We start from the raw sequence: 15,082 nt of genomic DNA, 5'->3' as shown, positions 1-15,082 counted from the left end.
TTAGTTGCTCAATGCCTGGCTCAGTTCATTTAAAATTGTTTCTTGCAGTTCGCCCATTTCAATATCAATGCGGTTTAATTTTTTAAGCATTTTTACAGGATCTCCCAAATCTTCTTCCACGCCATTGGGGTTTTTAAAATCCAAATCAAACGCAGCATAATAAATGCTGTCGCCAGTCTGTTTTTCAGTGCGAGCCTTTGCCTCGGTCTCCTGCAACTGCTTTTCCAATTTCCCGACATTTGCCTGCCCACGTTTTAACTTTGCCGCATCCTTCTTCTTATCAAGCTTTTTCAGATCAGCCTTTTGCCTGGTGATTTTACCCTTAATCTTACGAGCATCTTTTTTCAGTTCCGTTTCTTTCTCAAAATGCGGGGCAGCATTTTCACAGGCTCTGGCGATAATCGCCTCAATACTGACCTTCCACGCTTTCCCGTTCTCCTCCCGATTATTCCACCACTCCCGTTCCCCGTCAAACTCCGACAATTTTATCGGTTTGGTTTTTGAGTAGGATTTCATGCCCTCCGGCAAAGAATGCTCATAAAACCATATCGCTTTGGTGGAAAACTCGTCAGGCTCCTGACCCGGGCCGGTTTTCCGTTCAAAAAACAGCAGATTTGTCGCGACCGTGGCATAAGGCTTGAACACAGAATTGGGCAGACGGATAATCGTATGCAAGTCACAATGTCTCAGCAACATCTCACGCACACGGGCTTTGACACCGTCGCCGGTCAGCGAGCCATCTGGCAGAACAATGGCGGCCCGTCCGCCCTGCTTCAGATAATTCACCATCATCACCAAAAACAAGTCCGCGGATTCTTTTGTGCGAAATGACAAAGGAAATGTTGAAGCTGTCTCATCATCCACATTGCCGCCAAACGGGGGATTGGCAAGAATCGCATCCACCCTTTGTTTATGCGTGAGGGACTGATTCCACAGCAACGCATCTTCATAAACAATATCCGGCACTTCAATATCATGGAGAATCAGATTGGTCACCGCAAGCATATGAGGCAAAGGTTTGAGTTCCATTCCATGCACTGAATTTTGCAGCTTTTGTCTTTGTTTCAGATTATCCACACCGCTTTTACGGATATGTTCAATCGCGGCCGTCAGAAACCCGCCAGTTCCGCAGGCCGGATCCAGCACTTTCTCGCCCAGCCGGGGATTCACCATTTCAGTTAAAAACTCCGTAATTGCCCGGGGCGTATAAAACTCGCCTGAACTCCCCGCGGATTGCAATTCCTTCAGAATGCTTTCATACACCTGCCCGAACACTTGGCGATCTTTTGCAGCATGAAAATCAATCTTGTTCATCTCATTGACCACATCCCGAAAAAGATGACCGTTTTTCATATAATTGTTGTTTCCGCCAAACACATCCCGAACCAGCCCCGCTCTTTTGTCTTTGGTAACAGACAGCTCACTTAAACCAGGGAACAATTCACGATCAATAAAATCCGTCAGATCATCGCCCGTGATGCCCTCATCATCGGCTGCCCAGTTTCGCCACTGAAACTTCTTCGGTATGGGAGAAACATATTCCCCGGTTTCATCCATATCCTCAAAATCTTCATCCTTGGCATCAAATATTTTCAAAAACAGCATCCAGCCCATCTGCTCCAAACGCTGGGCATCGCCATTCACGCCTCTGTCCTGCCGCATAATATTGCGGATATTTTTAATCACTGATGAAATATTCATTTTTTAATCACGCTGCCTTATAAATTTCCTGTTCCAAATCCTTTACCGCATCCATATATTTTTTCTTATCTCCGAAAAAAGCAAAAATCTCCCTGGGCGTGCCAAAAGCGTTTAACGGATCAAGTTTTAGCACCTGCAAACTCTCAATATTTTCAATGCCCTCATCCGCATATTTCTCCAACAGATTTTCCAACACGTTCCGGGCGTTCTCACCATATTTGGCAAAATAGTTTCGCTTCTTCACATTCTCGGCCCTCTCTTTTCTTGAAAGCGGCCGCATATCAAACGCGAGATGACAAATCAGATCAAAAGGATCAAGGTCTTTTCCCACCAGTTCCTGAAGTTCGGGCAGCAGAACCCCCCGGGCTTCCAGTTCTTCTATGATTGCCTGTTTTTTATCCGCATCCTGCCATCTGATCAGGAAATGATCCAGCGAAGCATAATTGTTCTGAATGTTCGTTTTCGTATAATCCTCCAACGACTGGGTGGTCAGCCTGCCATCAGGCCCGTAATATTGCACCCGCTGATTCAGCACCGTGACCTCAACACCATTTACTGTTATTTTTCGTCTGACACCCTCGGCAATATCCCCGCCGCCCTGTTCATTATCAGGATCGAAATACTCAGTCCCGGGTTCTTCCACATCGTCATCATCAGCCTGGTCTGTATTATCAGGGGCAGGCACATCCATCTCATCATCCTGCCCGAATTCCTGATCCTGAATCGGAGGCCCGTCAAAATCATCATCAGCGAAGTTTCTCGCATTTTCCCTGAAATCAGCAATGGTGAAATAAAATTTCCCAAAATCAGGGGATAAGCGGGTTCCGCGCCCGATAATCTGTTTAAATTCCGTCATGGAATTAATATTGGCATCCAAAACAATGAGTTTGCACGTGGGAACATCAACCCCCGTGGTCAGCAATTTGGAAGTTGTGACAAGCACCGGATATGTTGATTCCCTGTTCTGAAAGCTGTCCAGTTCCCGTTTGCCCTCCTCATTGTCTCCGGTGATCTGCATGACATATTTTGAATTCTTCGCGACCAAATCCTGATTCTCATTTCTCAGCGCCTCAGCCATACGTTCTGCATGGTCAATATCCACACAAAACACAATGGTCTTTGCAAACCGGTCAGATTTTTTCAGATATTCAGATATTTTCTGAGCAACCCGCTGAGTGCGTTCCTCAATCACAAGGTTTCTGTCATAGTCCCGGACATTATATTCCCGATCCTCGACCAGATTCCCGTCCACATCGCATTTTCCGGCCTCGGGGCGCCAGCCTTCCAAATCCACATTCAGTCCGATACGCAGCACCTGATACGGTGCCAAAAAACCGTCATCAATCCCCTGCCTTAATGAATAAGTATAAATCGGATCCCCGAAATAATCAATATTTGAAATATCACGGGTCTCTTTTGGCGTCGCAGTCAGCCCGATATGGGTTGCAGAACTGAAATAATCCAAAATCTCACGCCATGCGCTGTCAGCAGCCGCGCTGCCCCTGTGACATTCGTCAATCACAATCAGATCAAAGAAATTTTTTGAAAATTTCCGAAAAGCGTCTTTGTTCTCGTCATAACCGGTCAGGCCCTGATACAGGGCCAGATAAATTTCATAAGACTTATGAATTTTCTTTTTTCGGATCACATGCAATGCTTCGCCAAAATGTTTGAAATCGCCTGTCTTTGTCTGTTTGATCAGGGCATTTCGGTCCGCGAGGAACAAAATCCGCTTTTTCATTTTGCTTTTCCAAAGCCGGTAAATTGTCTGAAACGCGACATAAGTTTTCCCTGTTCCGGTTGCCAGCACCAGCAATATTCTTTTTTCACCCTTTGCCACGGATTCCACAATTCTGTTGATGGCAACCTGCTGGTAATACCGGGGTTCCTTTCCCGAACGGTCATAAAAATAATCCTGCCCCGCGACATGCGTCTGTTCCTCGTCAATGCGGTTCAGCATTTTATAGCGTTCCCACAGTTGTTCAGGAGATGGAAATTCATCTAATGGAATTTCCCTTTCAATCCTGCCGCGGGCACCGGTAAAATCATGTTCAAAAAATGCGTCTCCGTTGGAACTGTAAACACATGGCACATCCTCAAGCAGTTCCCTGTAACCCAAAGCCTGCTGTATGCCGGAGCGGACCGAATGCGTGTTGTCCTTTGCTTCGATGATGGCAATGGGGATATTGGGTTTGTAGTAAAGCACATAATCGGCCCGTTTCTGCTTTCCCCGGGCAAACATTTTTCCACGGACATAAACCTTGCCCTCTGTCAGAGAAACCTCCCGCCTGATCTGAGAATGTTCATTCCACCCGGCATTTATTATTGCAGGTGTGATGTATTTTGCTTTTATATCTGCTTCTGACAAATCTTTTTTTGATTGCATGATTATTTCCGTTGCATAGCTGATTTCAAAAACATATCCCTCATGTTCCTGTTTGATGAACGTGCGCTCCCAGTAACATTGAGAATACGCTGGGAAAACAGATTTGTCAATAATGGATATGCAACCATCCCTGAGCAAAACAAAACCGCTCGGTTCGCATTGCCAAATCGGAACCTTTTAGGGCATGCGGAGGATTTGCCAATCCGCCGCGAGCGATTTGGAGAGGCATAAACCGCTCGGTTCGCATTGCCAAATCGGAACCTTTTAGGGCATGCGGAGGATTTGCCAATCCACCGCGAGCGATTTTGTGCGGTATAAAACGGCTCGGTTCGGAGTGGCAAAACCGAACCTCTCACAGCAGAAATAAAAAAGTCAAAAAATCAAAAAATATTCTTGACAAGCCCATTTAGTTAATATATTAATCGTTAATACATTAACTATTAACGCATTAACTATTATGATTTTGTAAAAAAGGTCGTCTCTTATAAATGGTATATAGCTGATATCCAATATATGGGACAACCAGCCATCAAAAAGTCCATCTATTTATAATAGGGCTGTGTACAGCAGAATAAAACTGTGACACGGGAAAGATGCTCGGGTTTTTTTCAAAATAAGGCATTCATTCTTCCCTGTTGAAGAAGCCGGGTTTCTTTACCCCTTACGGTTAAATCCCGTGAGAAAATAAAAGCTTAATCAGCGAGTTGAAAACAGTGTGCACCTCAGTCCGTGTCTCTCCGGAAAGAGTTACACACTTCGCAGATGGAACTTTTTATTTTATCGTCAATATCTTTTTTTGAGAGTTTACGAAGTCTTATTCCAAGGCAATTTATACAAAATGGAGGTCAACCGTGGACGTAAAAGAAAAATTGTCCCAAGTGGTCGGAACTGACGCCTTCTTTGATGATCCTGCAACATTGCAGGCTTATGCCACCGATTACAGCTACACGCCGGCCGGTGCGCCGAATTATATCGTCAAACCCGGGGATTCAGAGCAAATTTCCCAAGTCATCAAGTTCTGCAATGAAAACTGCATTCCGGTGGTCCCATGCAGTTCCAAAGTCCATTTTTATGGCGCTACCATTCCCAAAGAAGGCGGCGTTATCATGGACCTGGAAAAAATGAACAATATCCTGGAGATTGATCCTGACAACCGCCGTGTAAGATTTGAAACCGGTGTCACATGGGAGAAACTCACGCAGGAGCTGAAAAAAGAAGGCTACAGAGTCATCATGCCCCTGACACCGCCTGCCCAGCGTTCCGCGCTTACCGATTTTATGGAACGCGAAGAACCGACCAACCAGGTTTATGATTATGGTGAACCCCTTGCGGCAATGGAAGTTGTCTGGCCCACAGGCGAAATATTCAGAATGGGTTCCGCAAGTGTGAACGGATATCCCAAATCCCACTCCAAAGGCGGCAACCCCTCAGGTCCCGGACTTGATTTCTATCGTTTTTTTCAGTGCGCCCAGGGAACCATGGGCGTGGTCACATGGACAAACCTGAAAATAGAATCCATTCCTCAGATAGACAAAGTTCTTTTCGCACCGATCACGGATCTGGACTATGCCACAGATTTTCTGTACCGCATTCTGCCCCGCCGGATTGGTCAGGAAGTACTGCTGTTAAACAATGTTGATCTGGCTGCCATTATCGCCAAAGACTCTGGTAATTTTGAAAAACTGAAAGCCTCCCTGCCGCCGTGGACACTTATTCTGGTGGTCAGCGGACTCAAGAGACGACCTGAAGAAAAGATCGCTTATGAGGAGAATTTTCTGGCTCAGGTCATCAAAAATGAGTTTTCAGACATGAAACTGACAGAGAGTCTTCCGGGATTTCCGGGACTGGGCGGCAAAATATTGCAGATCCTTCGGGAGCCGTGGCCTGCGGACAAGCCCCACTGGAGAAACCAGGTCAAGGGCGCGTGTCAGATGCTTTCTTTCCATACACGACCGCTTCACGCGAAACGTCTCGTTGCCATGGTCGAGGATATTGCCAGCCGTCATGATTACCCCATTCGTGATATCGGCTTATATATTCAGCCCATTGAGCATAACCGGGCATGCAAACCTGAGTTCACCTTTTTCTATGATCCTGACAATGCGGAAGAAAAGGCTGCCATTCGCGCGCTTTATAAGGAAGCTGCTGTCGCGCTTATCAACGAAGGCGCGGTGTTTACAAGACCTTATGGCGATCTGGCCCCCATTGTTTATGAAAGGGCGACGTCCTACGCCAGCCATCTCAAACGGCTGAAGAAGACATTTGACCCGAATAACATTATGAATCCAGGGAACCTGTGCTTTTAAGGAGGGGAAGACAATGGCAAATGAATCAGATGTAAGATATTACAAGCCAAAAGCGGAATTCAGCCTGGATATTACAGACATTCAGAATTTCGTTTACGATATGAGCCGCTGCATCAAATGCAAAGGCTGTACCTGGGTGGATCATACCTATATGCCGGGTGCGAAATTCATGACACGGTGCCCCAGTGCTGAAAAATATCAGTTTGACAGCTACGGCGCTTATGGAAAAATGCGGATCGGCCATGCGTTTGGCGAGGGCGTGCTGGATTGGAACGAGAAAGCCCTTGAAATCATATATGCGTGTACGTTGTGCGGCGCATGCGATGTGGGATGTAAGCGAAATCTGGACCTGGAAATCGAGCTGTCCCTGGAATCCCTCAGAGTAAAAGCCGTGCAGGACGGTGTGGGTCCGATGCCGGCCCACAAGAAGACCGCTGAGAATATCGCCAAAAATCACAATACTTATGCCGCACCGCATGACAAGCGGAAAGACTGGATTGCGGATGTCAAGCCTGCTGACAAAGCAGAAGTGCTTTATTTTGTCGGATGCGCGGCATCCTATACAAACAAGGAAATCGCACAGTCTGTTGCAAAAATTTTCAAAGCCGCCAATGTTGACTTTATGCTGATGCCGGATGAATGGTGCTGCGGCAACACGGTTTTTTCTGTGGGCATGATAGATGAGGCAAAAGCACTGGCACAGCGAAATGTTGACGAAATGAGAAAAACCGGTGCCAAAGTCCTCGTGACCGCGTGTGCCGAAGGCTACCGCATGTGGAAGGTGGATTATCCCAAGCTGCTGAACATTTCCACTGACGAACTGGGATTCAAGGTGCTTCATCTGACCGAATATGCGGATCAGCTGATCAAAGACGGCGCGTTGAACATGAACAAAGCCATGAATACACGGATGACCTATCATGATGCCTGTAGTCTGAGCCGCCTGAGCGAACCCTGGACACCTTATGAAGGAAAACGGCAGTGGATGGGATGTGTGGAACCCAGACTTGAGAGAAGACGCGGAACAAACGGTGTCTATGAGCCGCCCCGGGATATTCTGAAAGCGGTTCCGGGCGTGAATTATGTGGAACTGCCCAGAATGAAGGAAAACGCATTCTGTTGCGGCGCGGGACGGGGAACCAGGGAAGCCTTTCCTGATCTGGCAACATTCTCTGCCGAACACCGGTTGGAAGAGATCAAACATGTTGGCGTTGAGACATTGGTAACCGCTTGTCCTCATTGTAAAAATAATTTCGCACAGGCAATCAAGGCCCATGGCGATGATGTACAGGTGATGGATATTGCAGAAGCCATCTGTGCATCCATAGAAAGCTAGGCGTGAAGGAGGTAAATCATGGCAATATCCAAAGAAAACTATAACGTGTTGTCGGACATTGTCGGTCCTGAGTATATCTCTGATGATCCGGTGATCTGCGAAGGCTACAGAAGCGGCCCTGGTGGATACGAAAACGGTCTGGGATACGAACGGGTCATGACAAAGATTCCCGGATGCGTGATCATGCCCTCATGCACCGAAGAAGTTCAAAAAATTGTGAAGCTCTGCTACCGCCACAATATTCCTTATGTGCCTTACAGCACCGGATTTTACGGACCCCGCTCCCATCCCCATGTGGAAGATGCGCTGCTCATTGACCTCAAACGGATGAATGATTTCATTTTGGATGAGAAGCATTTTTATGTCGAAGTGGGTCCCGGGATGGTCTATTCCCCGATTCAGGAAGAATGTATGAGTCACGGGGCTTATGTGGTCATCGGCGGCGGCGGCGCGCAGGCTTCGGCCATTGCAAACCTCATTGGTGACGGATGGTCTCCGCTGAGTCACCGGATCGGCCTTCCGCATCGTCGTATTCTCGGAACTGAGGTGGTCATGCCGGACGGCGAAATACTCAGAATGGGTTCCCTGGCACAGGGCGGCGATGATGCATTCTGGGGAGAAAGCCCCGGACCTGACCTGAGAGGACTGCTGAGAGGTTATACAGGATTGCGCGGATGTCTGGGAATTGTAACCCGCATGGCAATCAAAACCCTGCCGTTCCAGCCGGAACGTCTGGAGCCGACGGGTATCACCCCGAACACGGCTCTGGCACTGCCGGAGAAAAGAGTCAAATGGATCAATTTTGTTGTTCCTTCCAAAGAGGCTCAGGTCAAGGCAATGAAGGAAATCGGTCATGCTGAGATTGGCGGCGCGGTCACCAAGGTGCCCCTTTTCTGGCGAGCCATTGCCAAGTCCACATGCAAAGAGGATTTCTGGGACATCTGGGGCAAGGAAAATGAGGAAACCGTTGCCAATTTTCATATTGTGCGTGTCCTCCTCATCGGCTTCACGTCCGAGGAACAGATGGAATATGACGAGCGCGTCCTGATGGATATTATGGAAGAAGTGGGCGGCGTTGCCCGCCGTACCAAACCTTCGGATGAATCCTGGATCAAAAATGCCGACTCCGCAGGCATGTGGCTGATGTGCGGCGGATATGTGTCCGTGGATTACGTCATTGAAACCATGTCCCAGGCTCCCGAACACGGCCCGGTTTATGCGGATCTGAAGAAGAAATACACACCGCCGCTCATGCCTGATTATGGTGATCCGGGATGGTTCCAGAGCTTTGAAATGGGGCATCAGGGATACTCTGAATTCCTGGTTTACTGGGATTTGGACGATGACACCAATGCAGTGGATCAGTTCTATGTTGACACATCCAAGATGAACATTGAGAATCGTTTCTATACGTCACTGCTGGGACCGCATCAGCCGCTTTATCTGACTGGCCCCAAATACGGACCCAACTATCATGAATATCTGCTGAAAGTAAAAGACGAGTTCGATCCCAAATGGATGTCTCATCCGCCAGTGCCGCTGTCTCATGACATCTTTGTGGACCGGGCACCGTGGATGGAAAACATGAAAGATTGGGAATCTCCGGAAGATTTGGAAAAAAGAGGCTATAAAAGTTAGAAAGTTAAAAAATTGAAAGTTGAAAGTTGAAAGTTCGACTTTTAGCTTTCAACTTTTAGCTTTCAACTTTTAACTTTTAACTTTGTACCTTATGAGGGATTGTTTTATGTATTCATTGACCCGGGAACAGGTGGAAACTCGAAAGGCGGCAAGGGAATTTGCAGAGGGCGAGTTCAGAGATATCGCATTGGAGTTGGACAAAAAAGAGACCTTTGATGAGCGGCTGTGGCAGAAGGCCGCTGAACTGGGGTTTCTGGGGGTGTTCGTAGAAGAAAAATATGACGGACTGGGAATGGGCTACCTTGATCAGTGTGTGATTGTTGAGGAATTTGCCCGGGTGGATCTGGGAATTGCCCATGCCATCGAATCCACTTTTTTCGGAACTCAGCTCATTCAGTTGATTGGCTCCGAAGAACAAAAAATGAAATATCTGCCTGCCATCTGTAACGGTGAGATGAGAATGGGCATGGCGATCACAGAGCCGGATGCTGGCAGCGATGTCTCGGCTGTTTCAACAACGGCTGTTCTTGATAATGACGAATATGTGATAAACGGAAGCAAGGTCTTTATCACGAATGCGAACCTCGCGGATTTTATAGTGGTCCTATGCGTGACCGATCCTGACAATCCCAAGAAGCATAAGCGATTCAGCACAATCATTGTGGAGACCGATCGGGCCGGATACTCGGCAACTCCCTATCATGGCAAACTCTCTTTAAGAGCCTCAAATACCGGAGACGTGGTTTTAAAAAATGTCAGAGTGCCAAAGGAAAATCTTTTGGGTAAAGCAGGCCAGGGGTTTTACAATATTATGGAGTTTTTTAACCGCTCCCGTGTTCAGGTTGCGGCTTTGTCAGTCGGGACCGCACAGGGTGCGCTTGACAAAGCTGTAAGTCACGTCCGCAACCGCTCACAATTTGGAAAACCTCTGGCTAATCTCCAATTGGTGCAGGGAAAAATTGCTGAAATGGCAACCAAAACCGAAGTTGCAAGATCAGTTTGTTATCGCGCCGCATCAATGCTGGATTCCGGAACGCCGGATCCCGGGCTCAGTTCCATGGCAAAGTGGTACTGTGCTGAGGTCGCGGTTCAGGTGGCTGATGAGGCAATCCAGCTCCACGGCGGATACGGAATTCTGGAAGAGTACGGCGTTGCCCACTACTGGAGAAATGCGAAGGTTCTGGAGATTTTCGAAGGCAGCAAAGAAGTTGAAAAGGTCATTATCGCGAGAAAAATCCTGGGCCGATTTTAAAGACAGATTCAGCAGATCAAAAGCTTTTCCGGAGTGCAAAAATTAAGCGAAGCGATTTTTTGCATCCTTAGCTTCCGGAGTGCAAAAATTAAGCGAAGCGATTTTTTGCATCCTTAGCTTCCGGAGTGCAAAAATTAAGCGAAGCGATTTTTTGCATTTCACCCAATTTCCGGAGTGCAAAAATTAAGCGAAGCGATTTTTTGCATTCTTAGCTTCCGGAGTGCAAAAATTAAGCGAAGCGATTTTTTGCATTCTTAGCTTCCGGAGTGCAAAAATTAAGCGAAGCGATTTTTTGCATCCTTAGCTTCCGGAGTGCAAAAATTAAGCGAAGCGATTTTTTGCATTCTTAGCTTCCGGAGTGCAAAAATTAAGCGAAGCGATTTTTTGCATTTCACCCAATTTCCGGAGTGCAAAAATTAAGCGAAGCGATTTTTTGCATCCTTAGCTTCCGGAGTGCAAAAATTAAGCGAAGCGATTTTTTGCATTCTTAGCTTCCGGAGTGCAAAAATTAAGCGAAGCGATTTTTTGCATTCCACCAGAATTGTTTAAACATACAGTGCAAAAAACCGCTACGCTTAATTTTTGCACTCCGGATGGATGGATGATTGGTGCAAATTTTTGATCCGCTGATATCCTGAAACCATCTGAGGGACCCTGGTGAATTTTGCAACATCATGGGAAAAGGGAAAAACCGGATTCCCTGCCCTCTGATTTATCTGACGGAGCATGGAACGAAATATGAAACAAATTATCGAACTGAACGTCAACGGAGAATCTTATACAGTCGCGGTTAATCCGTGGCAGACACTGAATGAGGTACTTCGGGAAGAAATAAACTTAACAGGCGTCAAACTTGGGTGCGGATCCGGAGACTGCGGTGCATGTACGGTAATGGTTGACGGCCGGGCTGTGAGTTCCTGTTTAAGTTTAGCAGTGGAAATGGTAGGCAAAGAGATTATGACCGTCGAAGGAATGGCACCTTCAGGCGAGGAACTGCATCCCATTCAGGAATCATTTGTTAAAAAGGGTGCGATCCAGTGCGGATTCTGCACCCCGGGCATGGAGCTAACCGCTTTGAATCTGCTGAATAACAATCCCTCACCTACATATAACGAGATCAGGGAGGCTTTGGCCGGAAATCTTTGCCGGTGTACAGGATATAAGAAAATTATTGAAGCAGTCGGGGCTGCCGGGCAAAAGATGAAAGAGGCTTCGGAAAGGAAAACATCATGAGACTCTCACATTTTGACTATTACGCGCCCACCACTGTCGCGGATGCCATTTCATTATTACAATCCAAACCGGATGCTCATGTGATGGCCGGCGGGACGGATCTGCTGATCAAAATGCGCCATGCAGGGTTGAAGCTCAAGACAATTATTTCACTCAAAAGCATCAGCGGACTCAATACAATAGCATTTGATGAAACCAAGGGGCTGACCATCGGCGCGACAGCCCTTTTGGCAGATGTGGCAATACATCCTGACATTCTCAAGTACTACCCCACTGTTGCCCAGGCCGCACGGGGAACCGCCAATGTGCAGGTCAGAAATATGGGAACCGTGATCGGAAACCTCTGCAATGCCTCACCCGCGGCAGACAATGCCCCCACTCTTCTTGCCATGGGAGCCGAGGTTCATATTCAGGGACCATCGGGAAAGCGCACCGTGCCATTGGACCAGTTCTTCAAAGGTCCGGGCATGACGGCTTTGGAACCTGCTGAAATTGTCACGGCTGTTCATGTACCCAGGCTGACACCCCACTCGGGAACCGCTTATATCAGCCTTTCTGCCAGAGGTCAGCTTGACTGCTCGGCCGTGGGCGTTGCCACAATGGTCACATTGAAGGAAAAGGTCTGTGAGGATACCCGGATATTTGTCGGTGCCTGCGGCCCCACGCCCATACGCGTTCCCAAAGCAGAGACAATTGTTCGCGGGAAAGAACTGACCGATGATCTCATTGATCAGGCGGGAGTTCAGGCATCAGCGGAAGCCACGCCAATTACGGATGTCAGAGCAAGTGCGGATTATCGGGAAAAAATGGTAGCTGTCCTGACCCGACGCGTCCTTTCGCAAGCTCGCAAAAGGGCATCAGAATAATCGTTGAGGTGAGGAGGATAATCTATGAAAAAAGATTTCAGCATTGTTGGAAAAAGTGTCCCGAGAAATGACGGGAAGGCCAAAGCCACAGGAACGGCAACTTACACAGATGACATCAAGCTGCCGGGAATGCTTCATGGCAAGATATTAAGGAGTCCTTTTCCCCATGCACGCATCCTGAACATAGACACCAGCCGGGCAGCTTCGCTTCCGGGTGTTAAATGCGTCATTACCGGAGAGGACACGCCGAAAATCAAATACGGCAACTGGCGTTTGTTTCCTGATACGCAGGATGAGTATCCGCTGGCGATTGACAAGGTGCGTTTCATCGGGGACGAAGTCGCGGCGGTTGCGGCGGTGGACGCGGATACTGCGGAAGAAGCACTTGAACTGATCAAAGTGGATTACGAAGAACTTCCCGGTATTTTTGATATAGATTCGGCAATCAAAGAGGGAGCACCGGTTCTCCATGATTACTGTCCCGGCAATATCAGCGTAAACCGGAAGATTCATTACGGAGATATCGAGAAGGCTTTTGCAGAATCAGATTATGTCCGGGAGGATGTTTTTAATGTTCACGCGGTGAGTCCGGCTTATCTTGAGCCTTGTGCCGCAGTGGCGCAGTGCGATCTGGATGGAAGAATCACCTTGTGGACCTCCACTCAGGTCCCTTATATTGTTCAGTGTCTTCTGGCTTCGACAATGGGCATGCGGGAAAATGACGTCCGGGTGATCAAACCTTTTGTCGGCGGCGGCTTTGGCGGGAAAATGGAATTGCGGACATGGGAATTTTGCGCTGCCTTTATCGCAAAGAAAACAGGCAGACCCGTAAAATTCACCATGACCCGTGAGGAGGAATTTCTCGCCGGCAGGCGAAGGCATGCTATGAAGCTCTATTCCAAGGTAGGCTTTAAAAAGGATGGGACCCTGACCGGAAAAGATCTCAGAATCTATCTGGATGGTGGCGGATACAATGCCATGGGTCCCACCGCCACCTTTTTGTGCGGCACTTTCGGAGCCATGCTTTACCGTTATCCGAATTACCGCTTCTGGGGTCAGCATGTTTACACCAACAAACCGCCCGCCAGTGCCATGCGGGGATTTGGTGCACCTCAGTCGCTCTTTGCCACAGAAAGCCAGATGAATATCGCTGCTGAAGAACTGGGCATTGATCCCATAGAACTGAGGATTAAAAATGCTCAGGTCACAGGAGATGAAATTCCGGATGTGGCAACCATCTCCAGTTGCGGCTTTATCGAGGCGCTTCAGAAGGCGGCTGAAATGAGCGGCTGGAAAGAGAAGCGTTACTCACCCAAACCGGGTCAGGGCATTGGCATCGGATGTTACAGTTTTATCTCCGGCGGCGTGTTCAATTGGTTTAATACGCAGTTTCCCTTTTCTGCCGCGGAAGTAAGGGTATTTGATGACGGAACTGCCCATCTGCTGACCATGGCCGCGGACATCGGTCAGGGCTGTGATACTGTCCTGAAACAGATTCTCGCTGAAGAACTCGGACTTAAAATGGAAGATATCCGGATCACTTCCGCGGATACGTCCACAACCCCGCAGGCGGACCTGGGCGCATGGGGAAGCAGGCTGACGATGATGAACGGAAATGCTGTGCTTGACGCGGCAAAGAAAATCAAAGCCCAACTTTTTGGTGCGGTTTCAGCACGGCAGAATTTGAATGTGATTCATGAACTGGGCTGCAAAGATGGCATGGTGTTTCCAAAGAGCAGACCGGACCGGGGAATTCCTTTCGGAGAGGCTGTGGCCATGGCACAAAAAGCCAATCGCGGGGAACCGCTTGTGGAACGCGGTTATTACACTCCCAGAGACAAAGGGTTGGTGACACCCGCGTTCAGCTTCGGTGCTCAGATTTCCGAGGTGGAGGTGGATAAGGATACCGGAGTTGTCCGCGTGAAGAAATTCTGGACCGCGCATGACTGCGGCACGGTGATCAATCAGATGGCCGTGGAAGGACAGCTTGAAGGCTCTATCCAGATGGGGCTGGGCTATGCGCTTTCAGAACAGTTTGTGATGGAAGACGGGAAAACCCTGAATACCAATTTCCTTGATTATAAAATGCCCAATGCCATGGATGTGCCGCCAAGCGAGGTGGCTCATATAGAGACTTACGAGCCGGAGGGGCCCATGGGAGCCAAGGAAGCTGGTGAAGGGCTTGCAATCCCCACGGCACCTGCCATAGCGGATGCGGTGCATCATGCGACAGGATACCGATGCAAAGACCTTCCCATCACGCCTGAGAAGATTCTCGCTGGAAAAAAAGATTAACAAAGCAAGAAGGATTTAGCCACAAAGACACGAAGCCACAAAGGCACACAAAGAAACCTTCGTGAAACG

General features: G+C 48.2%; 9 protein-coding genes. 7 read left to right on the top strand and 2 right to left on the bottom strand.

What is annotated here, in order from left to right:
- The gene (locus dnm_RS09730; RefSeq protein ID WP_207682464.1) at positions 1-1,701 is read right to left on the bottom strand and encodes a class I SAM-dependent DNA methyltransferase; all 1,701 of its coding nucleotides are present in this window, start codon (positions 1,699-1,701) and stop codon (positions 1-3) included.
- Between the two features lie 7 nt (positions 1,702-1,708).
- Complete coding sequence (hsdR, locus tag dnm_RS09725; protein ID WP_207682463.1) at positions 1,709-4,087, bottom strand: EcoAI/FtnUII family type I restriction enzme subunit R; 2,379 nt, start codon at positions 4,085-4,087, stop codon at positions 1,709-1,711.
- A gap of 851 nt (positions 4,088-4,938) precedes the next feature.
- Here hsdR and dnm_RS09720 point away from each other — a divergent pair.
- The 7 genes from dnm_RS09720 (at position 4,939) to dnm_RS09690 (ending at position 15,013) form a co-directional block, all read left to right on the top strand.
- Positions 4,939-6,393, top strand: a complete 1,455-nt coding sequence (locus dnm_RS09720; RefSeq protein WP_207682462.1) for an FAD-binding oxidoreductase — start codon at positions 4,939-4,941, stop codon at positions 6,391-6,393.
- 13 nt (positions 6,394-6,406) lie between these two features.
- Positions 6,407-7,729, top strand: a complete 1,323-nt coding sequence (locus dnm_RS09715; protein ID WP_207682461.1) for a (Fe-S)-binding protein — start codon at positions 6,407-6,409, stop codon at positions 7,727-7,729.
- Positions 7,730-7,747: 18 nt separating this feature from the next.
- Positions 7,748-9,367 (top strand): FAD-binding oxidoreductase, encoded by a 1,620-nt coding sequence (locus tag dnm_RS09710; RefSeq protein ID WP_207682460.1) that lies wholly within the window; start codon positions 7,748-7,750, stop codon positions 9,365-9,367.
- A gap of 106 nt (positions 9,368-9,473) precedes the next feature.
- Positions 9,474-10,619 (top strand): acyl-CoA dehydrogenase family protein, encoded by a 1,146-nt coding sequence (locus dnm_RS09705; protein WP_207682459.1) that lies wholly within the window; start codon positions 9,474-9,476, stop codon positions 10,617-10,619.
- A gap of 738 nt (positions 10,620-11,357) precedes the next feature.
- Positions 11,358-11,852, top strand: coding sequence for a (2Fe-2S)-binding protein (locus dnm_RS09700; protein ID WP_207682458.1), 495 nt, complete (start codon positions 11,358-11,360; stop codon positions 11,850-11,852).
- Complete coding sequence (locus tag dnm_RS09695) at positions 11,849-12,718, top strand: FAD binding domain-containing protein (RefSeq protein ID WP_207682457.1); 870 nt, start codon at positions 11,849-11,851, stop codon at positions 12,716-12,718. The genes dnm_RS09700 and dnm_RS09695 overlap by 4 nt, the downstream gene beginning before the upstream one ends.
- Before the next feature lie 24 nt (positions 12,719-12,742).
- Positions 12,743-15,013: a xanthine dehydrogenase family protein molybdopterin-binding subunit gene (locus tag dnm_RS09690; protein WP_207682456.1), complete on the top strand. Its 2,271-nt coding sequence runs from the start codon at positions 12,743-12,745 to the stop codon at positions 15,011-15,013.
- Positions 15,014-15,082 lie beyond the last annotated feature (69 nt).

Origin of the sequence: Desulfonema magnum, from assembly GCF_017377395.1 — a bacterium.
Taxonomy (GTDB): Bacteria; Desulfobacterota; Desulfobacteria; order Desulfobacterales; family 4be13; genus Desulfonema_C; species Desulfonema_C magnum.
Note: the sequence above shows the minus strand (reverse complement) of the source record. Positions and strands in the feature narration are given on the sequence as shown.

Excerpts from the sequence above, each read along its gene's own strand:
- dnm_RS09695 (WP_207682457.1), top strand. The coding sequence starts at position 11,849 with ATGAGACTCTCACATTTTGACTATTACGCGCCCACCACTGTCGCGGAT.
- dnm_RS09700 (WP_207682458.1), top strand. The coding sequence starts at position 11,358 with ATGAAACAAATTATCGAACTGAACGTCAACGGAGAATCTTATACAGTC.
- dnm_RS09710 (WP_207682460.1), top strand. The coding sequence starts at position 7,748 with ATGGCAATATCCAAAGAAAACTATAACGTGTTGTCGGACATTGTCGGT.
- dnm_RS09690 (WP_207682456.1), top strand. The coding sequence starts at position 12,743 with ATGAAAAAAGATTTCAGCATTGTTGGAAAAAGTGTCCCGAGAAATGAC.
- dnm_RS09705 (WP_207682459.1), top strand. The coding sequence starts at position 9,474 with ATGTATTCATTGACCCGGGAACAGGTGGAAACTCGAAAGGCGGCAAGG.
- hsdR (WP_207682463.1), bottom strand. The coding sequence starts at position 4,087 with ATGCAATCAAAAAAAGATTTGTCAGAAGCAGATATAAAAGCAAAATAC.
- dnm_RS09715 (WP_207682461.1), top strand. The coding sequence starts at position 6,407 with ATGGCAAATGAATCAGATGTAAGATATTACAAGCCAAAAGCGGAATTC.
- dnm_RS09730 (WP_207682464.1), bottom strand. The coding sequence starts at position 1,701 with ATGAATATTTCATCAGTGATTAAAAATATCCGCAATATTATGCGGCAG.